Annotated in this window: 17 protein-coding genes; 5 read left to right on the top strand and 12 right to left on the bottom strand. The window is 43.6% G+C overall.

Features of this window, described 5'->3' with window-relative positions; genetic code table 11:
- The first annotated feature begins 162 nt into the window (after positions 1-162).
- Complete coding sequence (locus tag PN466_RS18295; RefSeq protein WP_271942068.1) at positions 163-5,874, top strand: AAA family ATPase; 5,712 nt, start codon at positions 163-165, stop codon at positions 5,872-5,874.
- Here PN466_RS18295 and PN466_RS18290 read toward each other — a convergent pair.
- From PN466_RS18290 to PN466_RS18260, 7 genes are all read right to left on the bottom strand, one after another.
- Positions 5,863-7,188 carry an AAA-like domain-containing protein gene (locus PN466_RS18290; RefSeq protein WP_271942066.1) on the bottom strand — a complete coding sequence of 442 codons (1,326 nt, stop codon included), beginning with the start codon at positions 7,186-7,188 and terminating at the stop codon, positions 5,863-5,865. The two genes, PN466_RS18295 and PN466_RS18290, sit on opposite strands and share 12 nt — an antisense overlap.
- A gap of 330 nt (positions 7,189-7,518) precedes the next feature.
- A complete protein-coding gene (locus PN466_RS18285) occupies positions 7,519-8,004 on the bottom strand; it encodes a DUF4168 domain-containing protein (RefSeq protein ID WP_271942064.1) in 486 nt (161 codons plus the stop codon).
- 163 nt (positions 8,005-8,167) lie between these two features.
- Positions 8,168-8,794: an alpha/beta hydrolase gene (locus tag PN466_RS18280; RefSeq protein WP_271942060.1), complete on the bottom strand. Its 627-nt coding sequence runs from the start codon at positions 8,792-8,794 to the stop codon at positions 8,168-8,170.
- Between the two features lie 26 nt (positions 8,795-8,820).
- A complete protein-coding gene (locus PN466_RS18275) occupies positions 8,821-11,067 on the bottom strand; it encodes a cation:proton antiporter domain-containing protein (protein ID WP_271942057.1) in 2,247 nt (748 codons plus the stop codon).
- A 43-nt stretch (positions 11,068-11,110) separates the two neighbouring features.
- On the bottom strand, positions 11,111-11,578 hold the full coding sequence (locus PN466_RS18270; protein ID WP_271942055.1) for a hypothetical protein: 468 nt from the start codon (positions 11,576-11,578) through the stop codon (positions 11,111-11,113).
- A 25-nt stretch (positions 11,579-11,603) separates the two neighbouring features.
- Positions 11,604-12,857, bottom strand: coding sequence for a chemotaxis protein (locus PN466_RS18265; RefSeq protein WP_271942053.1), 1,254 nt, complete (start codon positions 12,855-12,857; stop codon positions 11,604-11,606).
- A 193-nt stretch (positions 12,858-13,050) separates the two neighbouring features.
- Complete coding sequence (locus tag PN466_RS18260) at positions 13,051-16,629, bottom strand: EAL domain-containing protein (RefSeq protein WP_271942051.1); 3,579 nt, start codon at positions 16,627-16,629, stop codon at positions 13,051-13,053.
- A gap of 180 nt (positions 16,630-16,809) precedes the next feature.
- Between PN466_RS18260 and PN466_RS18255 the strand changes: the two genes are divergently transcribed.
- Positions 16,810-17,256, top strand: a complete 447-nt coding sequence (locus PN466_RS18255) for a hypothetical protein (RefSeq protein ID WP_271942048.1) — start codon at positions 16,810-16,812, stop codon at positions 17,254-17,256.
- On the opposite strand, the gene PN466_RS18250 is transcribed toward PN466_RS18255, so the two are convergent.
- The 3 genes from PN466_RS18250 to upp all read right to left on the bottom strand — a co-directional run bounded on the left by PN466_RS18250 (position 17,253) and on the right by upp (position 18,784).
- The gene (locus tag PN466_RS18250) at positions 17,253-17,537 is read right to left on the bottom strand and encodes a YggT family protein (protein WP_271942045.1); all 285 of its coding nucleotides are present in this window, start codon (positions 17,535-17,537) and stop codon (positions 17,253-17,255) included. The genes PN466_RS18255 and PN466_RS18250 overlap by 4 nt on opposite strands.
- A gap of 198 nt (positions 17,538-17,735) precedes the next feature.
- Positions 17,736-18,050 carry a hypothetical protein gene (locus tag PN466_RS18245; RefSeq protein ID WP_271942043.1) on the bottom strand — a complete coding sequence of 105 codons (315 nt, stop codon included), beginning with the start codon at positions 18,048-18,050 and terminating at the stop codon, positions 17,736-17,738.
- 83 nt (positions 18,051-18,133) lie between these two features.
- A complete protein-coding gene (gene upp, locus PN466_RS18240) occupies positions 18,134-18,784 on the bottom strand; it encodes a uracil phosphoribosyltransferase (RefSeq protein WP_271942040.1) in 651 nt (216 codons plus the stop codon).
- Positions 18,785-18,862: 78 nt separating this feature from the next.
- On the opposite strand from upp, the gene crtH reads away from it, so the two are divergent.
- The 3 genes from crtH (at position 18,863) to PN466_RS18225 (ending at position 22,884) form a co-directional block, all read left to right on the top strand.
- On the top strand, positions 18,863-20,389 hold the full coding sequence (crtH, locus tag PN466_RS18235; RefSeq protein ID WP_271942037.1) for a carotenoid isomerase: 1,527 nt from the start codon (positions 18,863-18,865) through the stop codon (positions 20,387-20,389).
- Positions 20,390-20,459: 70 nt separating this feature from the next.
- Positions 20,460-22,319, top strand: coding sequence for a tetratricopeptide repeat protein (locus tag PN466_RS18230; protein ID WP_271942034.1), 1,860 nt, complete (start codon positions 20,460-20,462; stop codon positions 22,317-22,319).
- A 262-nt stretch (positions 22,320-22,581) separates the two neighbouring features.
- The gene (locus PN466_RS18225) at positions 22,582-22,884 is read left to right on the top strand and encodes a hypothetical protein (protein ID WP_271942031.1); all 303 of its coding nucleotides are present in this window, start codon (positions 22,582-22,584) and stop codon (positions 22,882-22,884) included.
- Between the two features lie 150 nt (positions 22,885-23,034).
- Here the strand turns inward: PN466_RS18225 and PN466_RS18220 are convergent, their stop codons facing one another.
- Both PN466_RS18220 and PN466_RS18215 read right to left on the bottom strand, forming a co-directional pair.
- The gene (locus PN466_RS18220; protein ID WP_271942027.1) at positions 23,035-23,610 is read right to left on the bottom strand and encodes a DUF3318 domain-containing protein; all 576 of its coding nucleotides are present in this window, start codon (positions 23,608-23,610) and stop codon (positions 23,035-23,037) included.
- A complete protein-coding gene (locus PN466_RS18215) occupies positions 23,610-24,395 on the bottom strand; it encodes a hypothetical protein (protein WP_271942023.1) in 786 nt (261 codons plus the stop codon). Before PN466_RS18215 ends, PN466_RS18220 begins: the two co-directional genes overlap by 1 nt.
- Positions 24,396-24,404 lie beyond the last annotated feature (9 nt).

Below are 24,404 nucleotides of genomic sequence, written 5' to 3'. Positions count from 1 at the left end.
TTTATTCGATCCTCCTAAATCTATGTTGGTAATACGATACCTTTTTAATGCGATCTCGATGGTTTCATCGCTCGTATGCAAATTATTGGGTATCGTATTCACCGCAGATCTAGGGGGTGTTGTTTTTGATAGACAGATTTAAATATAGTATAGGAAAAGATTATGATGTTCGTCTTGTCTAACTATAAAGTAGAAGTCAAATTATACGAAAGTAGCAACTCAATCGTTTATTCAGCTATCGATCGACAAAATCAGCAACCCGTTATCACCAAAATTTTGAAGCATGCTTATCCTCTACCAGAAACAATTGCTGGGTTTAAGCGAGAGTATGAAATTATCAAAAATCTGAACGCAGAAGGATTAAAAGGAGTAGTAAGAGTTTATAACTTAGAAAGTAACGACCGATTAACGATCGTCTTGGAAGACTTCGGGGGTCAATCTTTGGTGCAACTGAAGTTAGCCGGTCATGTCGAGGTCAGCCACTTTTTTACTATAGCTGCTCTAGTTACTGACATCATAGGGCAAATTCACCAAAGATATGTTATTCACAAAGATCTTAATCCCTCAAATATCGTCCTCAATCCCACGACTGGCGAAATTAAGGTAATTGATTTCGGCATTTCTACAGTGCTGTCGCGAGAAACGACAACGTTCTGTAACCCCAATACATTGGAAGGAACCTTAGCATATATTTCTCCCGAACAAACAGGGAGGATGAACCGAGCGATAGACTATCGAACTGATTTTTATTCCTTGGGAGTGACGTTCTACGAGTTACTAACAGGACAATTACCTTTTCCCATCGACGATCCTTTAGAAATCGTACATTCACACATCGCCAAACAACCAGTCTCTCCCCATCAAATCAAATCAGAAATTCCCCAAACTGTTTCGGATATCGTCCTGAAACTGATGGCAAAAAATGCTGAAGACCGCTACAACTCAGCCTCCGGCCTTAAGGCAGATTTAGAGGAATGTCAAAGGCAATGGGAAGAAAAAGGCAAGATAGACAGTTTTCTTCTGGGTCGCAACGATTTTTCCGACATATTTCAGATTCCCCAAAAACTTTACGGAAGGGAAAGAGAAGTTAACAGTTTGTTAGATGCATTTAATCGCGTTGGTCGGGGTACTAGCGAAATTATGCTGGTTTCTGGCTATTCTGGCATCGGCAAATCCGCCTTAGTTCGAGAAGTCTATAAGCCTATTACCGAAACTCATGGATACTTTATCGCAGGTAAATTCGATCAGTTTCAACGCAACATTCCCTATGCTTCTATTATTCAAGCATTCCGATCGCTGATGCGACAACTCCTCACCGAAAGCGAGGAAAAATTGGCTCAGTGGAAGCAGAAAATTATGGATGCTTTGGGAGTCAATGCAGAGGTTATAATCGAAGTGATTCCCGAAGCAGAAGCAATATTAGGCGTGCAACCCCCTGTAGTAGAACTGCCACCGGCCGAAGCCCAAAACCGCTTTAACCTTGTCTTCCAAAACTTCATTACAGTCTTTACTCAACCCGAACATCCCCTAGCCATTTTCTTAGATGATTTACAATGGGCGGATAGAGCATCTCTGAAACTGCTGGAACGGCTGATAACTGCCGCAGATATCCAATATTTTTTCTTCATCGGAGCGTATCGAGATAACGAAGTCAGTGAAACGCACCCGTTGAGTCAGACTATAGAAGAGATCAAAAAAGCAGAAGTATTAGTAAGCAAAATTTCTCTACAACCTTTAGAGTTGCAAGAAGTCACTCAGCTAATCGGAGATACCTTAAATTTAGCAGCAAAGCAAGTCAAACCTCTAGCAAAATTAGTACAGAAAAAAACAAGAGGTAATCCATTTTTTATTACTGAATTTTTAAAGAATTTGTATGGGGAATTATTACTGGGTTTCAATAGAGATTGCTGTGAGTGGCAATGGGATTTAGAACAAATACAAGGTCGAAAAATAACAGATAACGTAGTCGAATTGATGGCTCTTAAAGTACAAAAGTTGCCGCCAGAAACCATCGCCGTTTTGAAGTTGGCAGCTTGCACGGGCAACCAGTTCGACTTGGAAACTCTCGCGATCGTTTCTGAAAAATCGCCAAGAGAAACAGCAATTCTGTTAGGAGCTGCTCTTAGAGAGGGTTTTATTCTTCCCATCGGTGATGCTTACAAGCTTATGGAAATTGAGGTTGAGGGTCTCTCCGATCGTCTCATCGCAGAATATAAGTTCGTTCACGATCGCATCCAGCAAGCTGTTTATTCCTTAATTGCCGAAGCGGATCGACAAGCCGTGCATTTGCGCTTGGGACAGTTGCTATTAGCAAATATAAGTGATGAAGAGCGCGATCGGAAAATATTCGATATTGTTAACCAACTGAATAAGGGTCGCATATTAATCGACGAACGATCGAGTCTAGATGAATTAGCGATACTGAATCTACTTGCAGGGAAAAAAGCGAAAGCCTCAGCAGCCTATCAACCTGCGTTTAACTATCTACAAATCGGTCTGACAACGCTAGAACATGATAGCTGGCAAAATAATTACGATTTGACATTAGAGCTATATCTAGAAGCTGCTGAAACAGCTTATTTATCTGGCAGTTTTGATGATATGGAGTCATTAGCTGAAACCGTCAAACAAGAAGCAAAAACACTTCTAGATAAAACTAAAGTTTATGAAGTTAAAATAGAATCATACTACGCTCGTAATCAACCACAAGAAGCTCTTAATACCGCTTTATACCTGTTGAAATTATTAGAAATTTACTTTCCAGAAAATCCGAGTCAGTCGGATGTTATGCAAGCATTTCAGGAAACGCAATCTGTATTGGAAAACTACAACTACTCGGATTTGCTGGGAATGCCGATAATGACTGATAAATTATGCTTGACAGCGATGAAGGTACTAAGTTCATCATTTGCTGCTAGTTACATCACAGATCCAAATCTCTGCTCTTTAATCATTTTGCAAAAAATAAGGCTATCTCTAAAATATGGTAATTCTACTGAGACTGGTTTTGTCTATGCCTGTTATGCTCAAAGACTTTGTAATGCTTGGGGAGATATAGATCGGGGCTATAGATATGGTCAATTAGCCTTAGATTTTCTGTCGCATTTTAATGTAAAAAAAATAGCATCAAGAGTAATGCTGATGGTTTACGATCATGTCATCCTTTTAAAAGAGCATATCAAATCAACCTTATCTCCCATGGTTTTAGGCTATCAAACAGGAGTAGAAATAGGAGATTTTCCATTTGCAGCAATGTCAGGTTATTGCTATTGCCTACATTCCTACGTAATTGGTTTGGAATTGAATCTCTTGGAACGAGAGTTCGCTCAATATGCTCATGCTATTAATAGAATTGAGCAAAAAATAGTTTTGAACTGGCAAAAAATATACTGGCAAAGCATTCTAAATTTGATGGAAAAAAGTGAAGAAACAACGATTTTAAAGGGACAGGCATACGATGAAGATAGAATGCTTCCTATTCATATAGAAGCAAAAGATGGTGCTTCATTTCTTCATATTTATTTCAATAAATTAATGCTTAACTTTGTCTTTTGTAAAGAAGAAAAATCTTTAGAATATGCTGTAAAATTAGAAGAATACAAAGATATTTCAGCAGGAATATTGACTGGAATATATCAAATGTATGACTCTTTGGCTCGCCTAGCAGTATATCCTAGTGCCAGCGAAGACGATCGCCAACAAATACTCGAAACAGTCGCAACCAATCAAACCAAAATGGAAAACTGGGCGCACCACGCCCCCATGAACTATCAGCACAAATACTATCTAGTAGAAGCCGAACGCGCTCGAGTACTTGACAAAAACGGAGATGCCCGAGAATACTACGATCGCGCCATAGCCTTAGCTAAAGCAAACGAATACCTGAACGAAGAAGCCCTCGCCAACGAACTCGCAGGCAGATACTATCTGAGTAGAAACCAAAATTCTCTTGCCCAACTCTACCTCAAAGAAGCCCATTATGCCTACCAGCGCTGGGGTGCAGTAGCCAAAGTACGAGATCTAGAAACTCGCTATTCAGAATTTTTTCTTTCGACAAAATCCTCAACATTAACCATCTCCAATACTTCGAGCAGAGATACTAGTTCGGGTAGCACGGAGTTGCTAGACATCGCTACAGTAATCAAATCTACCAATGCCCTTTCCAGTGAAATTGTTTTAGAAAAGTTACTAGCAAATTTAATGAATATTCTCATTGAAAATGCTGGAGCAGGACGGGGAATTCTAATTTTACCTAGTAACGAAGATTTATTAATCGAAGCGATCAAAGAAACGGATTCTGAGAATGTTTTAGTTTTGCAGTCTATTCCCATAGAGGCGTTTCCAAAGCTATCCTCAAAAATAGTGCGTTATGTCGCCCGCACTGGCGAAACGGTGGTTTTGAACAATGCTATGAATGAAGGAGACTTTACCAATGATCCTTATACTCAACAGTATCAATGTCAATCGATTCTTTGTACTCCCCTCATCAACCAAAGCAATATTAGCGGCATTATCTACCTGGAAAATAACCTGGCGACTAACACCTTTACAAAGGATCGCCTGGAACTGTTAAGAATTCTCTCATCCCAAGCCGCGATTTCCATTGAAAATGCTCGCCTCTACGCCCAATTAGAAGACTACAGCGAAAGTCTCGAACAAAAAGTAGAAGAACGCACTCAAGAACTGTCTCAAACTGTAGAAGTTCTGAAATTAACTCAGGCGGAACTAAAAATCGAAAACGAGTTACTGAAAAGTGGAGAAGAACCCTCAACCTTTGACTATCAAGTCGGTGGAAGCCTGTCAATAGATGCTCCAACTTACGTCGTCCGTTCTGCCGACAGACAACTCTACAAAGCCTTAATCAAAGGAGAATTCTGCACGATCCTTAATTCTCGGCAAATGGGAAAGTCTAGCTTGCGCGTGCAAATGGTGAAACAGTTGAAAAATACAGGTATTAACTGCGTGGCGATCGATCTGACTGGAATTAGCGATCGCCAAGTCCGTCCGGAACACTGGTATGCTGGTTTAGCCTATTTATTAGTCAAAGCATTTCGTCTATCAGATAGCGTTAATCTTCGCAGTTGGTGGCGCGATCGCGACCTCTTATCCTCCAGCCAACGTTTTTCTGAATTCATCGAAACGGTCTTACTCCCCAACATTTCGGGAAAAATTGCCATCTTCATCGACGAAATAGATACCGTCCTCAACCTGGATTTTGATACCGATCCCTTATTCAAAATCCTCCGTTACTGCTATAATCAAAGAGCTGAAATTCCCGATTATAATCGCCTCACTTTCATCTTACTCGGTGCCGCCTCTCCTTATCAACTCATTCAATCCAAAAGCAGCACCCCATTTAACATCGGTCAAAAAATTGAACTCGCCTATTTTAGAAAGCACGAAGTTCAACCCTTACTCTATGGGTTAAGCGAACGGGTGACCAACCCCCAAACCCTACTGACAGAAATCTTAGCTTGGACGGGAGGTCAACCCTTCCTCACCCAAAAACTCTGTCGGCTAATCCGCAACGATTCTTCCACTCTTCCAAGTAACCGCGAAGGAGAATGGGTAGAAGAATTAGTGCGATCGCACATTCTCACCGACTGGGAAACTCAAGACGAACCCCAACATTTAAGAACGATTCGCGATTACCTCCTCCAAGATAAACAGAAAGCGGTTAGACTACTCGAAATTTATGGGCAAATCTTAGAGAAAACAGAGGCGATCGCTATTGATAATGTCGAACAAGCAGACTTGCTCATGTCTGGGTTAGTCATCAACAAAAGGGGTGTTCTCCAAGTGGGCAACCGCATTTACGAATCAATTTTTGATCGAGCTTGGATAGCCAAAACCTTGCATCGACTAAAACTTTAAGTCTCGAAAATAGTCAGTATATAACTGACAACTAGAACACACAACAGAACCTTGCAAATTCACCAATCCCAAACAGTGCAACTTAAACGCTAATTGCTGCTCTAACTCTATGGGTTGGTTTGCCTTCAATACCTCTTTATAAGCCACGGCGAGATCGGGATCGGCTTTCAGGCTAGCCAGATGTTGGTGCAGGTGATTGTGATAGATACCAGTATCGGTTGCTGCCGTTTTCATTAATTCTTCCCAAGTGACGGTCTGTTGAGCAAGATGATAAAATCCCAGTCGCACGAGATAGGGATGACCTGCAACTAATTCCATAAATTGCTCTATCTGTTGCACTGAGAGGTCGAGTTGGTGGCGCTCCGCTAATTCTTCAACCTGAAACGACGTAAACAACGGCAACTTATGCACAAAACCAACATTGAACGGCGAGTGATTCGTCTTCAAAGCGAGATACTCTTCGGTAGAGTAAACCAGGATTAAACGTAAGTTTTTCCAGAGTTCACTTTCGCTATCTCCAAAACTCGCTTTTTCGTGCCAATAACGCAGCATGGCAAAAAATTCAGCGGCAATGATTGGATATAAAAATAGCTCCTCAACCCGATCTAAAGCAATGACTAAAGGCGAATTGTGGTGAGCTTGTAAATAATCTTCAAGATAGATGGTACAATTACTTTTACTCCCCAAAAAATCGTCCCAGTAATCGTCGAGGTTGGATGTCCACTTCAGTGGGCGCGAGAGCATCAGGCAAAACGAGCGTAAGAAAGAATCTAGGTCTGTTAAACACGCCCGATCGACTTGCTGCAAGTTTAGAGAGACGGTGCGGTAGCCTAACTGCCGAGCATGAGCTAATACTCTCACCATCAGGGAGGTTTTTCCCATGCGTTTGGGTGATTTGAGTCGGATCAGGCTTCCCGGTGTTGCGATAGCTGTGCAGGTCAATTCTTCAATCGGGGTACGCTGGATGTAAAACGGAGACTCGAGGGGAACGGGACCATCGGGGGATTCTAGGGGGTATTCCCGCATCAGAGGAGTCGCTTGTGCGATGAGTTCTCGTTCGAGGACGCTCAGGGGGCGCGGTTCTAGAATGGCACGGAAGGTCTTTTTAGTCAGGGTCTCGTTAAACAGGTCTGAAAGCAACGACCACAACTTGGATGCGATATTCTTGAGGTGATCTTGTGTAAATCCAGATTGTTTGGCTATTTGAGCAAAGGAATATCCCTCCCAGGATTGATAAAGCACTATTTTTTGTACGGGTCTTAATTGTTTGTGGTATTTAGCGCCTATCAATACCCATAGCTCATCAATAGTCATAAAAGGCGAGAGTTATCTGTTTTTAAGGAGTTAGCGCCTATCTTATACCAATTTTGTAGACAAGATGCAAGACAGGGTAGCTGGAGGTTTTCAAGGATTCAGTGATTGAGAACGAAAGTAGGGATTCGAGAATATTGGATTGTGAATGTGCAACAGGGGAAAATGTTTGGGTTGACGATCGCCCCCGATCGCAATTCTCGACCCCTTTAAAAGTATTAAGATTTTCCTGATTTATCCTTAGAAATACCCATCCAAGTTTTAGAGCGATCGCGCCAACAAAACCAGTCAGCCACTCTTGGTTGGTTAATGGAACCATTCCCAACTTACAAATTATTGTCCTAAGTCAGTGGTTTCCGGTGCAGTTGTCTCTGGATTCATCACCTGTGCTAACAGCGCTTCATCAACTTGTGCTTTCAATTCTGCATTCGTCGGTAAATTACGGGTAATATCATTAAAGCGTGTAGGGGTAAAGCCATATTTGTCATTAATCTCTTTAGCTCGAGTACAGAAATTAACCACCACTTCCGTCACTTCAGAAGATACACCGGCAAGACTCTGGGGATCGGTGCAAATAATAATCGGCGCTACACCGCTATCCACTAAAGTTTGTACTTGGCCGAGAGCAACTTGGCGAATGGGTTCAAGTTCTAGGATAACCCTGGCATAATTTTGTACTTCTTCTGGCGTGAGAGTTACGGGATCAACCGGAGAAGGAGAGGAGGCAACCTCCTCTGGAGAAGAACCACAAGCGGTAATGGCGATCGCTAAAGTGGCGATCGCGCCCCAATTCCAGATTCTTTGTCTTAAGTTCACCATAGGACTGTCTTTCAATGAGAGAAACCTAGCTACTATAACCGTTGAGAGGATAGGGAGATAGGGGAATCTTACAAGGGTATGATTCATAATTTAGGCTCGATGATCCTCCACCTCAATTCCCCATTCCCGATTCCCTCTTCCCCATTCCCTAACACCTAGCGCTCTATGCCAACATATCCACCAAAACTTGGCGCACCCGCTCCAACTCTTCTGGAATAATTTGATGAGCCATATCGAACTCTTCATAGGTTACTGCAATTCCTTGTTTTTGTAACTCATCTCTGGCTTGTTTTCCTTTCTCCAGGGGAACCATCGGATCGAAACGACCATGAAAGAGAAACACTGGAGGCTCATAGGAATATTCTACTTCTGAATGCAAATAACCACTCAAGCCAATTAACCCTGCAAACGGCAGGGTTAATCCCACATGGAGCGCCATTGCTCCCCCTTGAGAAAATCCAGCTAAAACTATTTTTTCTAAGGGGACTCCAGTTTGTTGAGATAACCCTTCTAAAAATGCTTTAAGTTTTTCATAGGAGACTTGAATTCTTTGAGAATCGCTAAACATTTTTTCAGGATTATTGAAGTCTAAACCATACCACATTAACCCTCCTGGAACTTCGGGATGGGCAAAGGGAGCATTGGGAAAGATAAACTGATATTCCGGTAAATTCAGAGTTTCAGCTAGGGGGTATAAATCGGGTGCATTTGCCCCCCAACCATGGAGAAAAATTACTAAACCCTGGGGAGGTTGGCTAGAAGAAGCAAATTCAAGATAATCGAGGGACATAGGGGATCGGTAATCGGTAATAGAAATTAGTTTAACTCGTTTGGGTTCAAGAGGATATCATCGGCGATCGCGTCTTGGATGCGATCGCTCTCTCCTCGCAATAATAAACAATCATCTGCTTCTAATTGCATGGCTGAATCCACTGGATTATAAAGTTTTCCATGGCGACGTACCGCTTGAATGACCACCTGATATTTTTGCCAAATGTCACGGGGTGTGAGCATAATCAGCGGGGATAGCTCAGAAAGGGTTAACCAATGACTGATTCCCTCGGCAAGGGCGCTACGTCCCTCAACTAAATCTCGAAAAGCTAAGATTTCTTCTGGTTTTCCGACGACTAATAATTGGTCACCGGAACGCAAGGTCATTTTATTTTTCGGATAATAGACCCGATCGTCACCTTGCTGAATAGCCATTACTGTCACTCCGGTTAAATGACGGATATCGGTTTCACTTAAGGTCATCCAATCTAAGGATGACGTTTCTGAAAGTTTTACCCATTCATGGTGCAAAGATTCAGTGGCATCATCCAGCCATTTCTGTTGCAGACCCACCAAATTTTCTGGACGGACGCTGCGATAATGGTCGCGATGAATTGCTTGAATGACTGATTGAATCGCCCATTGAGATTCACCTAATGTGGACAGTAAATGGGCCCCCATTTCTAGGGCAGCTTCAAATTCCGGTTGTACGACTTCTTGGGCCCCTAGTTGGGTGAGGACATCAATTTCACTATTATTATGGGATCGGGCAACCACATCCAATTCTGGTGCAAATTCTAGGGCATGTTTGAGCAAGAGTCTGGTCGTGCCAGGATCGGGGAGGGTAATGGCCAAGGCTTTGGCCGTTTCTAAATGAGCTTTGCCTAAGACCAATTCGGAGTCGGCATCACCAAAAATATAGGGAATATTTTGATGTCTTAATCGTTGAATTGCAGCTTCACTATTGTCAATAACTAAGAGAGGATGTCCTTGATTATGCAAAATTCTAATTAGGGCTTGTCCGACTCGCCCATAGCCAGCGATGACAACATGATTTTTAATTGTTTCTGGTAAGGATAGTGCTTTGATTTCTTGTTGACGTAGGAGTTGGTTGAGGCCAGGGATTTTATCCATAAATTGGGCTAACCGGGGGGCAAAGCGGATGCTAATAGGAGTGAGGATTAGAGTAATGGCAGTTGTGCCTAAGATCAGGAGATATTTTTCCTCGGTTAACAGACCCAGATCGAATCCTTCTAAGGCGAGGACAAAGGAAAATTCACCGATTTGGTTTAAGCCCAAAGCGGCGATCGCGGCGGTTTTTAAGGAGTAGCCAAATTTGAGGACAATGGGGAAGATAATCAGGGCTTTCCCGAACATCACCATCAGCACTAATCCTAAAATAATGCCGAAGTTATCGAGCAAAATTTGCGGATCGATTAACATGCCAATAGAGGCAAAAAAGAGGCTGGCAAAGGTATCGCGTAAGGGGAGAACTTTAGCCAGGGCTTGATCGGCATAATCAATTTCGGCCATCATTAAGCCAGCCACAAAGGCTCCCATTTCAATGGATAATCCCAGATGGGCAGTAACCAGGGCAACACTTAAGCACAGCGCAATGGTGGTTAAGAGGAAGAGTTCGCTGCTTTCGGTGCGGGCGATGCTTTTGATCAGGGGAGGAACAACCCATCGTCCCAAGGCGATCGCCAACCCTAAAAAGATGGATACTTTGAGTAAGGCTGCTCCTAATGTGGGCCAGACGTGTTCGGGGGAATCTAATGCGGGTAAAATGGCTAACATGAACCCCAGAGCTAAATCCTGGGCAATTAAAATCGCTAACATCACCTGCCCATGAAGGGTATTGACTTCTCCTCGCTCAGTGAGTGTTTTCAGTACTACTGCCGTTGAAGAAAGTGATAAGATTGACCCTAAGAAAATTCCTTGCGTCCAACCACTGACCCAACCAAGGACCGTTGAGGCGATCGCCACTAAACTTAAGGTTAAGCCAATTTGCAATAAACTCCCTTGAATAGCAATTTCTTTCACCCGCTTTAATTCTGCCAGGGAAAATTCTACCCCCAACGCAAATAATAAAAATGCAACCCCGATCTCTGCTAAGGGTTTAATCTGTTCCGTTTCTGCCAGCAATTGCAAGCCAAAAGGCCCCACTACAAACCCACTCACCAGATATCCTAACAGTACCGGTTGTCGTAGGCGAGTAGCTACATATCCTCCAAGAGCAGAAGCACCTAAAACAAGAGTTAAGTCTAGGATAAAGTGATGATCGGCTGCCATTTTTCTAATATTTGAGAGAGGTGGGTGAGCGAATTTTATGAAATTAATAAATAAAAATCCCCCCCGTACTTTGAATATCAATCACCCGACCAATGCCATCGCCTACCCGATCTGGTTTGTCCGTGCGAAGAATTTCAAACCGAATAGATGAATTAGAGTTTATGGTAATGTTATATTCAAAGCTAATCTCTTCATTCCTGGGATCTAGAGGAATATAACCAATGGAAATATTCGCCTCTGGATCGGCAAGAACTATACTCGTTGTTGCTCCTGGACGTAAGTACTCTGGTACTTGTATCGGCGAGTCAGTAGTCAATCCATAATCTAGATTGAGACCCGTTTGGTTGACCAGCTCAACAGTCATCGGAAATTGGGGATTGTCAACCCGGGCGATCGGTTGCCAAAATCCTTCCTGATAAGTATTTGCAGGAGGGGTTTGACTGACCACATTCATCCCCATAGATAAAAAGAAAGATAAACTTAAAGCTATTTTGATTCCCGTTTTAATCATATTCTAATCATGAGGTAACACTCCTCTATAGTTTATCACTCCTAGGGGACTCAGAGCCATTCTTCTGATTTTTCTCTTCAGAAGCCCTGGACTTACTCTCAGTTGGATCGGGGCGAGATCTTGGGGGTGCAGGTCTAGGAACCGATCTTTTTTTATTCGCTTGAAATTGAACTAACAATTCTAAATCTTTGAGGGATTTTTCAGCACTCTCTACTTTATCTACTAAAGAAGTAGCTACTTGACTTCCCGTTTGGGCAAATTCGGTAAACTCTTGAATTCTTTGGCGAAATCGATTTGCGAACCGTTTCATTTGTTGCCCAGCTTCAAAAGTTTGGGTAACCAATTGACTAATTTCCGAACTAACACTACTAAAGCCTCTCATTTCTGAACTCATTTGATTGGCGATAATTGCTAGTTGTACGGCTAGGTGTCGCACCTGTTGACTGACTCTTTCAATCAACTTTGAGGTTTCATCAATCGTTTTAAGTTCTTCTTCTAACAAGTCTCCAGTTTTCACAATTTTATCGGTTTGATTACAAATCACACCTACACCAGAGGAGGTGGCCCGAAAGGCTCGTTTACCGGATTGGGATAAAAGTTTTCCAATTTGAATAAATCGATGATTTAAATCAGCAACCTCTTGATTTTTTTGCACTAATTCTTGCTGCTGTAATTCCAGGAGCTGATTGCGTTCATGGATCGTCGCTAATTGATCTTCAAGTAATCGAGCATAGGCTTCTACTTTTTGATGCTCCCGTTCTAGTTTTATCGTGTTTCGTTGACCTTCAAGTTGTTTATTTTCTATTTCCCGGTTTAAGTCAGATAAAATTTGAGATTGAGCTAAAATAAGGGTTTGAAATTCCAACAAAAAATAGGCAGCTATCCCCGGTACACTAGCTTCTTGGAAAACAACCACAATGGGTTCATAAATAACTTTGGGATCGCGGGATAGAACAATATTAACGGCTGTACCAATTTTTTCAGTATAGGAAAGCTGCAAACATTTCCCTTGGGTTTTCATATTATTCAAAAAAAATTGAATAGGAGTTTTTAAGATTTTTTGTGTGCTGTAGCTTTCACTTAAATGCTCATAAAATAAACGCCGGGAAATCATACCCAACAGTCGCTCAGGACTGGCAATAATTACACCGGCAAGGTCTGGACGTTGATCGAACTGATTTAAGACAACTTGAGTTAAAGTTGTCGGACTGACTTGAAAATCTTGGAGATTTAAGTCAAGTAAACAGGAATTGAGGGTGAGTTGAGCAGAATGGCTCATGGGTAATGGGGAGTTGGTAAGGGGGAATCGGTAATAAGTAATGGATCATAGGGTTGTTTTTAATATACTCTCCGATCTTGGGGTTCTGGTAGGGTGATAAGCATTATAGCAACGGCCAAGGCAGTTAGGAGTTCCTTAAATTCCGACTCCTTAGCGACTCTAAACCTATTTCCCATTCCCTATTCCCTATTCCCTATTTCGAGGCTACAGAGCAACCACAAGATGACCAATTGATGGCTTGTTGAAAATGAGGATGTTTGAGTAATTGGGTAGCCGATCGGGGGATCAGGGGGCGAGAAAAGAGATAACCTTGTGCGTATTCACACCCAAGCTGTTGCAGTTTGCAGCATTGAGCTGGGGTTTCGATCCCTTCACAAACGAGTTGTGCCCCCAGGTTATGGGCGAGGGTGATGATAGTTTGGGCGATCGCCTCTTTGCTAATATCCGTTTCTATACCATCAACAAATTCTCGGTCAATTTTAATCATATCAATGGGCAGTTGGTGTAACCGACTGAGGGAGGAGTATCCGGTGCCAAAGTCGTCAATAGACAGTTGTAAGCCCAATGCTTTGAGTTCATGCAAGATGGACGCATCAAATTGAGAAGTTTCCAGAAAGCTCGTTTCGGTAACCTCTAAATTTAAGCAATCACCGGGAATATGATGCGATCGCAATAATTTTTCAATTTGCTCAACTAAATTCGTCTGTTTCAGTTGCAATAACGACAAATTCACATTCAATACGATCTCTAACCCCTGGGAGATCTCAGCTCTCCATTGCTGCAATTGACGGCAACTTTGCTCTAAAACCCACCATCCCAAGGTGCTAATTAAACCAATTTCTTCGGCCACGGGAATAAATTCTCCCGGTGAAATCCATCCTTTCTTAGAATGTTTCCATCTCAACAAGACCTCAAATCCTTTTAATCCCCCTGTCCTTAAGCAGACTACCGGTTGATAGCATAAAGATAATTCTTCTAACTCTAGGGCACGAGTGAGATCGTGTTCTAACTGCAACCGAGCTAGGGCGCGGGGATGCATGACTGTTTCAAAACAGACAAACTGCCCTCCTCCTTGTCCTTTCGCCTGATACATGGCCAGATCGGCATCTCGTAAGAGTTCTTCTGGGGAGTGATAATCGTGATGCCCTAAGGTAATGCCAATACTCGCGCCCAAGGAAAACTCATAATCTCCCATCCGGAAGGGAGTTCGCATCAGGGAGACTAACCGTTCGGCAGCGGCGATCGCCTCTTGAGGATCGCTCAGGGACGTTAATAATACCGCAAATTCATCCCCCCCAAATCGAGCTAATGTATCTTTAGGAATCTCCCGATCCAGGTTACAAAAAGACTCTCCATGAATTCCACTCAGGGAAGTTTGTAATCTCTGAGCCACCTGTTTTAATAAATCATCACCGACCAAATGCCCCAGACTATCATTGATAATTTTAAACCGGTCTAAGTCAATAAATAGAATGGCATATAAGCCAGTCTCTTGCAATTGATAGGCATGGATCGTTTGACCCAGATGATCGATAAACCAAGTCCGGTTTTTTAAACCCGTTAGTTTATCATGATAGGCATCATAGTGCAGTTGTTCCTCCGCTTGACGACGAGCGCTAATATCTTCTACAGTTCCCTCATAATAGATGATATTTCCTTCCTCATCTAAAACCGCTCTTTGAGTCTCTGAAACCCAGATTATTTCACCATCTCGTCGATAAACCTCAGACTCAAAATCATAAACAATCCCCTGCTCTTCAGTCAGGATTTTGAGCTGTTGACGACGAGTCGGATCGACATAAAGTTGACGATCAATATCGGTCAAGCACTCGATCAAGGATTCTGGACTATCATATCCATAGAGATGAGCTAGAAACCGATTAGCACTTAAATAATAGCCATCGGGTGTACTTTGAAAAATTCCTTGACTAATATTTTCAAAAATACTGCGATATTTTAACTCACTCTCGCGCAGGGCTAATTCTGCTTCTTGGCGTTTCAGTTCCTGGTGATGGTCTGTAATAAAGCGAGAAATATCCTTAGCCATTAACTCAATCATCTCGCGATCGGCTTCGGTAAAGGGTTGGGTACGGACTTCAGGAGAGAGAAAACTCAGTACTCCATAAATTTTATCTTCCACAATGATTGGAGTTCCTAGATAAGATTCTAGCTTGAACGTTTTATAGGGAAAATATTCTTTCAGTTTTGGATAGTCTTCAATTTTCCCAAAACTAATGGTCTCCTGATGATCGACCACTTCCGAACAATATGTATCGGATACCTTAAAACACATTCCCGGTTTTAGTGGCAAATCACTTTGCACAAATTCTAAGCAAATAATCTCTTGATTGAGATTGGCAATAAATCCCGTTGTCAATCGAAATAGTTGACATCCAGCCTGTAAGTAAGCCGCAAACAGTTCCTCAAAATCTTGATAATTACCGGTACTCAGACGGTGGAGATATTTAAGCCGGGTACTCAATTCAGAAAGTTTTTCGGCTTGCTGGTAGCGTTCAGTTAAATCTAAATCAACACAGTATAATTCTGGTTTTCCTTTGGCATTGTAAAGGAGGACATAGCTAGAGAAAATACGGATCGATTCTTGCTTATGATTTTTGACAATTAATTCTCCTGGAGCCATGGGAATTCCTTGGGTAATCCAGTTATGATACCCTTGGCGTAGATAATCGGCTGTTTCCGGGGTAAGAATTAGCTCTTCTAGATTTTTTCCGATCGCCTCTTGAGGAGAATATCCATATAAATTTTCACTTGCCTTGTTCCAGAAAAAGATATTCAGGTCTGGATCGTATCCCTGTACTGGAATTAAAGGCACTTCTTCAAATAAGCAACGAAATCGTTGCTCGTTTTCCCTTAAAGCCGCTTCACTTTGACATCGTTCAATAGCAATTGCTGCTAACCGGGTGGCAGACTCCATCCGTTTGTGATGTTTCTCTTTGGGGAGACTGGGGGATTGAGCATAAAAACAAAATGTGCCCAGCACTTGATCTTGTAACGATAATACAGGAACTGACCAAGCAGCTTGTAAGCCATAGGATAGGGCTAAATCTTTATAGTTTTTCCAGAGGGGATCGGTTGCAATATTTTCTACGATCACAGGTTCCTTTCGATAGGCGGCTGTACCGCAAGATCCAGTACCTTCACTAATAGGTACGCCATCAACTGCTTGGTTATAATCCGGGTGTAAGTGAGGAGCTGCCCCTAACCTTAAGCAGTTGTTTGGTAGATCGGTCAATAGGATCGATCCGAACAGTTCTGAGGCTTGACTTTCTAAAGTATGAATGAGTAAGCTGAGGGTTTCTTGAAGAGGAGCATTTTTGGCGATCGCCTCTAGAATCTGTTTTTGCCCATTTAACCACAGTTCATTATATTTGCGATCGCTAATATCTGCGATCGTTCCCATCATCCGATAAGGACGATTATCATTATCTTTCAATACGGTTGCGCGATCGAGTACCCAAATATATTGACCATCACTACGACGGATACGAAACTCTAGTTCATAGCTATTGCCAGTTTCTAGAGCTGCATCAATCATTTCTTGATACTTCTTTAGATCCTCTGGATGAATCAGAGATTGAACCCTCTCCAAATTGGCTTCAATTCCTTGAGGGGGAAGACCAATCAGAGTATACATTTTTTCGTTCCATACCACCTGGTCAGCTTCCACCTCCCAGATCCAAACCCCATCCGTTGTAGTTTCCATCAAGAAACGGAATTGAGCTTCTTTGATTTTTGTATGGATTGGTTTCATTTCCCCCATCATCCTTGTTATTCCCCCATAGATCTCCGATTATTCAGCCAATATCAATACACCCTTAGCCAAAATGGCCCATTGAAACTCTAATCCAAGGCTAAGGCTAACCTTGGGCTTGATGCTCAATCCAGGGTAAGCTAAATAATCGATCAGATAAAGTCTATGATGTAATCACTTATGCGATCGCCTTCTCTACTTCGTTCTGTGCAACTCGCTCTAGTGGCGCTGCTTCTTATCCTTACCTCTTGGAGCATCGCCCCTGATGCCTTGGCACTCACTCAAATTAAACTCTCTGACCTCTCTTACGAAACTTGCCCTCCAGAAATTGGTGAAGGAACCGTCACCAGTGGAGGTTTCTCTCAAAAGGCCAACTGCTTTCTCATCCATGGAAAAGCAACGAATCCAACCGGAAAAACGGTTTATGATGCCGATATTTTTGGTCGCGTCTACGATGCCAACCGCAACCCTGTCATGCAAAATCGGACTCGTTTGGGGTTAATTGAAGAAGTGCCACCGGGAGTCAGTGACTTTGAACTGAGAATCTCAGTGGCCGCCGATCAACCGACTCCCCTAATCCTAGAGCAATTCAAGGCTGCGGGGTTTGGGGGTCGAGTTCGGCGCTAGAAGCCCAATGAACCTTGTGCAAAAGATACCTCAAGGGTGTTAAACACATTGGCTAAAAACTGGAGCAAGAAGATCGCCAAAATGGGGGAAAAGTCCAATCCCCCCAGAGGCGGAATGATCGACCGGAAAATATTCAGATAGGGATCGGTAAGCTGACTCAACAGAGAAAATGGGGGGTCAAACCAGTTGATACTGGGAAACCAACTCAATAAAACTCGAATAATCAGCAGGACAAAGTAAATGTTACAAAATGTCGCTAGGGTGCTGGCAAGCAAGTACATGGGGATGTTATTCCTCTAAAGATTTGCAGGATCACTTGTTTTCTAATGTACCGGATCGCTTCCCAGAAGTGGCAGAGCAATTCCCGAACCGGTTGGGATGGGGAGATGAGAACAGTTCGACATGCAGACGCGGGGATGGGGAGACGGGGAAGATGGGGGGACGCAGAGATGCCCTAATTCCCCATTCCCCATTCCCGATTACCCATTGGTTTCCGGGTCAGATGGGACCTTATTCATGGTTCCCAGTTGGTCACGCACATCATCAATGGTTTCATTGAGTTGGGCGATTTTGGTTTCTAGGCGGCGACGAGCCGCTTCAATCTCGGCATCGGCTCTAAAATCAAGATTGGGGTTTTGGAACTGATTTTGGCTATTACCATTTAAGATTTCTTCAGATTCTAGGTTTTCATTCCGACGATTGGCTAGGGTTGCCCCTAAGATACCGCCTAAAACACTCCCGACAATGGAGCCGAGGAGAAATCCGCTGGCAAAGTTGTTATTAGATTGAGTCATAGGATCGGGTGAGGTGAAGCTTTATTTCTAGGTTAACGGTTATGGGGGATGAATGAGCGATTTTACAGTAGTACGCCTTTAAGTTAGGTTCCAAAGGTGCGATCTCCCGCATCCCCTAATCCCGGAACAATAAATCCTTGCTGATTCAATTCAGGGTCAATACAGGCGGTATACACCTTAAGAGCCGGATACTCTTCATTCAGCTTTTGCAGGGCTGGAGAGGCAGCAACCACGGAGACAATACGGACAAATGCCGGATTAATACCTCGTTGGGTGAGTTCTTGTAAGGCCAAGGTAATGCTGCCTCCTGTTGCAAGCATCGGTTCTGGAATTAAGATCCGAGTTTCCGGAGCAAACTCTGGGGGCAGTTTATTCAGGTAACAGCTTGCTTCTAGGGTTTCTTCATTGCGAGCCAGACCCAGATGGTAAACTTTCGCTAAAGGGAGCAGGGCTTGGGAGCCTTCCAGCAGAGCCAAACCTGCCCGGAGGATAGGAACGACAGCCACAGGAATTTCTGGGTTAACCAGAGTCGCTGCACAGGGAGCTAGGGGGGTTTCGATGGTGGTTTGGAAGGTGGGTAACCAGTCTCGCACTGCTTCGTAGGTAAGCCAGCGTCCCAGTTCGGTCATGGCAGTACGGAATAGGGCGCTAGGGGTTTGGCGATCGCGAGCAACAGCCAACCAATGTTGAATCAGGGGATGGGGGGGGACATGAACGTGCAGTTGAAAAGTCATGGGTGTGTGAGGATAAACCAAACAATAGTTTACAATTAAATGTTGGACTTCTAAATATTTATTTCCCTTCCTATAGTCATGTCTGTTGAGTCTTTTTCCCCCGATTGTGATGTGATTGTGATTGGTTCCGGTATTGGTGGACTGGTCACCGCGACCCAACTCGCTGCTAAAGGCGCTCGCGTTTTAGTATTGGAAAGTTATTTAATTCCAGGGGGAAGTGCGGGCTATTTTGAGCGCAATGGTTATCGGTTTGATGTCGGAGCCTCAATGATTTTTGGCTTCGGTAAACAGGGAACGACCAATTTACTCACCCGTGCCTTGGATGCAGTGGATATGAGTTTAGATACTTATCCCGATCCCGTACAAATCCATTATCATTTGCCAGGAGGGTTAGAGCTAAAAGTCCATCGGGAGTACGAGGCGTTTATACAAGAATTGGGTGATCGCTTCCCCCACGAACGCCAAGGCATCCGTAAATTCTATGATGAATGTTGGCGCGTGTTTAACTGCCTCAACGCCATGGAACTCCTCTCCTTAGAGGAACCTAGATATTTAATGCGGGTATTTTTCCAGCATCCCTTGGCTTGTTTAGGTTTAGTGAAATATCTCCCACAAAACGTGGGAGATATTGCCCGTCGCTATATCCGCGATCCACAACTGCTCAAATTCATCGATATTGAATGCTATTGTTGGTCCGTTGTCCCTGCCCAACTCACCCCCATGATCAACGCCGGGATGGTCTTTTCTGACCGCCATTATGGAGGCATTAACTATCCCAAAGGTGGAGTCGGACAAATTGCGGAAAAACTCGCTGAAGGACTGGAAAAAAAAGGCAGTCAAATCCTCTATAAATCCAGAGTGAAACAAATTCTCCTCAAGAACAACAAAGCCATCGGGGTAGAATTAGTCAATGGCAAACGCTATACTGCTCGCCGTGTTGTTTCCAATGCTACCCGGTGGAACACCTTTGAATCCTTATTACCTTCCGAAACCCTACCTCCAGCCGAACAAAGCTGGCAAGAACGCTACCAAAAATCCCCCAGTTTCGTCAGTTTACATTTAGGAGTAAAAGCTTCCGTCTTACCAGAAGGAACAGAATGCCACCATATTTTGCTTGAAGATTGGGATAAAATGGAAACCTCCCACGGGACAATTTTTGTCTCCATTCCGACCTTACTCGATCCCGATTTAGCCCCTCCCGGTCATCATATTATCCACACCTTTACCCCCAGTTGGATTGACCAATGGCAAGGACTAACGCCGAAAAAATATGAAGCCCAAAAAGAAGAAATTGCCGATCAAATCATTGAGCGATTAGAGACTATTTTCCCTGGATTAGAAGCGGGATTAGACTATGAAGAAGTCGGTACGCCGCGCACCCATCGCCGCTTCTTAAACCGCCAAGATGGAACCTATGGCCCCATTCCCAAACGTAAGTTATTAGGATTGTTAGGAATGCCTTTTAATCGGACAAGTATTCCAGGATTATATTGTGTCGGGGATAGCACTTTTCCTGGACAAGGCTTGAATGCAGTCGCCTTTTCTGGATTTGCTTGTGCCCACCGAATAGCAGTCGATTTAGGTTTATCAGGGAATAAGGAATAGGGAAAACCAGATTCCACTCTTTCATTGAACTGGCTATAATTCAGAACATCATCAAGAACCTAAAGAAGAAATGCCATCAGAAGATCCAGAAACCTTATCTTTAAGCGATCGCTACTCAGCGTTTATCGAGAAAATCGTTACCGATACCCTCAAAGGAAAGATTGTATCTAAAGAATATGTTTATCGGCAATTGGTCGCACAGCTAGGATTGGCACGGGGTACGGGGGAGATTTTTGAACGATGTTTAATCGAAAAAATAACGCTGACTCAAAATAAAGTGGAGGCTGAACAGGATGAGTTAAAGCAAGCAAAAGCCCAGCGTCAACTGAGGGCGCTTCGCACTTTGGAAGAAGCATGGAATCGATATCAAGAGACTCAAAGGACGGAAAATGCTTGTAGCGATGCTGTCACCCAATTAATCAATGCAGATGAGGGCGATCGCTTATCTGTTCTCCTGCAAATTCTCGATCCCAACCAAACGAATGCCTTCAGCAGTAAGGAGATTGCATCCCTGGCAAAAGAGTTAGAACAAGTTCAAGAATCTGATGACAAGACGGTTGCCGAACTTCACACTCTGGCAACAGGATTGAAACAAGGATTGTTAGCTTATAGTTCTCTGGACTTGATGGGATGGTTGTACGAGCAGCGTCAATTGGGATTTGCGTCCAAAGTAGGGGCGAATAATCCTTGGGGTTATTGGGCAAAACAAGTGAGCAGTCCATTGTCTAAATTGTTCTTCACCGAACAGTCCAATAATCAATCGGCTGCATCTGCGGCTCAACAACAAACCCGGTTAGATTTAAGTGCTTGGGTTGAACTCATACTCTTATTGCGAGGTATCCAAGAGGGTTTAGTGGGCTGGTTTGACAAACAACCCTACAATATTAAAGCGGGCAATGATGCAGCCGCCTCAACCTTGATCGCGTTTGCGATTATCTGGTGCGAGTTAAGCCATGGATTTCGTCAAGCCGAGCAGCTTTCAGCCTCCGATCGCGATCGCCTTGCGGATGCTTGTTTTCAAATTGGGCTGCAAATTTTACGCTCTTTTGCTCAACGAGATAATTTTCCCATCTATGGCGGTGTCTTTGCCTCCTTTACGGGTAAAACGTTTCGGGAAACCATTGCCTATCTCGATCGCCCCCTGAGAACGATTGAGAAAAAGCAAGAAAAGGCACGTATCCTGACGGTATTGGGCTATTCGCAACAGTGGATGGGCGATCGCGATCGCGCCCTCATTTTACATGAAGAAGCCCTCGATTTAGCCCGTCAAGAGTCCGATCGCAACTGTGAAGTGGCAAATTTGAACCATTTGAGTCGCTTGCAGCTCAGTCTAGGGAAATTTCCGGAGGCGATCGATTTCGGACAACGGGCACTCTTGTTTGCTCGTCAGATGGGCGATCCATTGGGGGAAATTAATGCGATCGCCAATTTAGGCTATGCAGAAGTCCGTCAAGCTCAACAACAAGAACATGTTTCTATCTCCAACATAGAAGCTTGTATCGAAAGGCTTCAACGCGGAATCAAGTTATTAGAAAAGCATCAAGATTTGATCTCAGCAGTCTTTTGTTATTTGGGCATGGGAATTGCTCATTTAATCTTAGATCGGAGCAATAATGCCCAATCCTATTTAGAAAAAAGTCTAGCCCTATCCATTCAATTAGGAAATTTGGAATTGGAAGGCTTAAGCCATGCCAATCTTGGTGAAGTCAACTATCAACTCGGTCAACTTTCCTTAGCTGTATTTCACGCTTGTTTAGGACTGTATTTATTAGAGCAAAAAAATGCGATAGAGAAACGGCAAGTAGCGAATTTAGTCGCCATCCTAAAGGGAAACTTAGGGGAAGAAGCATTTAAACAGATCCTTCAACAACAGCGATCGCAAATTATGGCTAGGATTGGCCTAGATGGATTTGATTATATTATCGAATAAAAGAGTTATTATAAAATCTCACGTATAAGGAACGTTGAGAACGACTTTTGTACTACATTGTGTCGTCTTAAATGTGGGTTTCATGGTTCGATTCAGTAGATTCCCCGTGCCTGACAAAACGAAATTGCGTTGTTTCAGCGCTTCTTCATGAAATCTTCATAAAAATACGGTCAAACTTCATCAAAGCTTGACAGACATTCCCTAAATTTACCACTAAGCTTTCTATATAGCTGTCTCATGCATCAAGGGAACCAAAAACACGATGGAAAGCATCTACGAAAAAATCTCTATTTCTGCTGCTAGTCTAACCTTAGGACTGATTATGGTTTCTACAACAGTTGAATTAGTTAAAGTGGACTTTGACCCTAATGGTTGCTCGATTAGTCCAGATAATTCGGGGTGCGTTCTTAATCGTCCTATCGATCAACAAAGAAGGGCTGAGTTAGGGATTACGGAAGAATCTGAAATTGAAGAATTGAAAGCGTTTGCTTCAGAAGAAGAGGATCTAGAGCTTCCTGGAAACTTGGATGTTCAGTTGCAAGAAGATTCTATTGACGAGCAATAAGGGAGGGTAGAGATGAGCATTTCCCTTGATGTTCTAATCCATAACCTTCTTTATTTTGGGTATTTACTCTAGGGAACAGGACAATTTGACTCAATGAGTTTTTCCCATTGCAGAGTAGAGAAAAACGGACAGAGGGTTCCATCCTATTCCCTAATTTAACATCACCCGCAAATTTTGGCATCGCAGTAGCTCCACTACAGATAAACCATTTCTCCCTTCAATTTGAGCGATATGCTCAATCGCCTTTAACAAGGATTCAGTGGCTTCGAGTTCCGTATATCCGCGCCGACTGGCTACCCGAATAGCTGCTTTATCGCCTTCAATCATCACATCCCGTTGGCGGTTTTTGCGTCGGATTTGCATCACTGCCATAGCTGTTAGTCCTCCTCCGGCGACCATTCCTACGGCATCAGCTTGCATCAGTTCTATCATTGTTCCCAGGAATCCTACTGCCACTAATCCTTGATAGAGATTAGGCTTAAACCATTCTACCTGGCAAACCCAACAAACGGCTTGTAAGACAGCTAAATCTTGCTCTGGCAGTGGTAACTGGCGCAAAAGGTCAAAATTGATATAAATCGGCCGCGATCGCTTCCAGGGCAAAGGGAACGGTGCATCAATCACCTGGGGTTGTTCCGGTTTACCAATCAATTGCACAAACATGCGCCCAGAAGCGGGCATCAGTTCCATGAGTCGAGACAGTTCGGGGTCGCGATCGCGATACATTATTGTGGGGTAACCTCCAAACCATCAACCAAAGTTGCCAGCAGATTCGGCACTTGCTCGGCTCCTGTTTCTGTCGCTGCAATTAAAACCAAATAGACATCCTGTTCCTGTTGAGTCGAAATCAGTGTCCCACTCATCGGTTGGCTATTGCGTCCTTGGGTTAAGCTTCCTGTCCAAGGCACTTGTACGATGCCTTCACCTAGGGGGATATAGCTTTGAGCTAGAAAACCCTCACCGCCTTGCAATTCTTCAACCGCAATTTGGGCCAAAATGCCATTGGTGAGTCGTTGTTTGGTCAGTCGAGGTAAACGCACAACGGTATAAGCCATTTGTCCATCTGGGGATTCAAACAGAGGATCTTTACCGGTGGAACTCACCTTATAGTCTTGAACGATCGCGATTTGATAAAAGCCATTGGGATCTTCATACGTCCCACCCACCTCTAACGGGGATGCAGTTGGCTCTTGAATGGCTGGAGTCGGTTCTGGACTCGGAGGAGCAGGAGGGGGAGGTAAGGGAGAAGGGGAGGCGAGGGGGGTGGGAGCTGACGGAGTGTCTGGACTCGGAGAAGCTTGAGGGGATGGAGAAGCGTCCGGAGAAGGTAAAGGAGGCGGTTCCGGTAAGGTTTCTGGGGTTGGAGGACTGGGGACTTGGGCGATCGCGGGTTGCTCTAGGGCAACTGGTGTGTTAGATGCAGACCAGTGAGGGTTACCTAAGATTAATCCTAGGGCAGTCACAACGATTAAACTAATGAACCAGAGTCGATGGAGTTTGAGTTTGAGCATGGGTAGAAA

It is taken from the genome of Roseofilum reptotaenium CS-1145, assembly GCF_028330985.1.
Classification (GTDB): Bacteria; Cyanobacteriota; Cyanobacteriia; order Cyanobacteriales; family Desertifilaceae; genus Roseofilum; species Roseofilum reptotaenium.
Note: the sequence above shows the minus strand (reverse complement) of the source record. Positions and strands in the feature narration are given on the sequence as shown.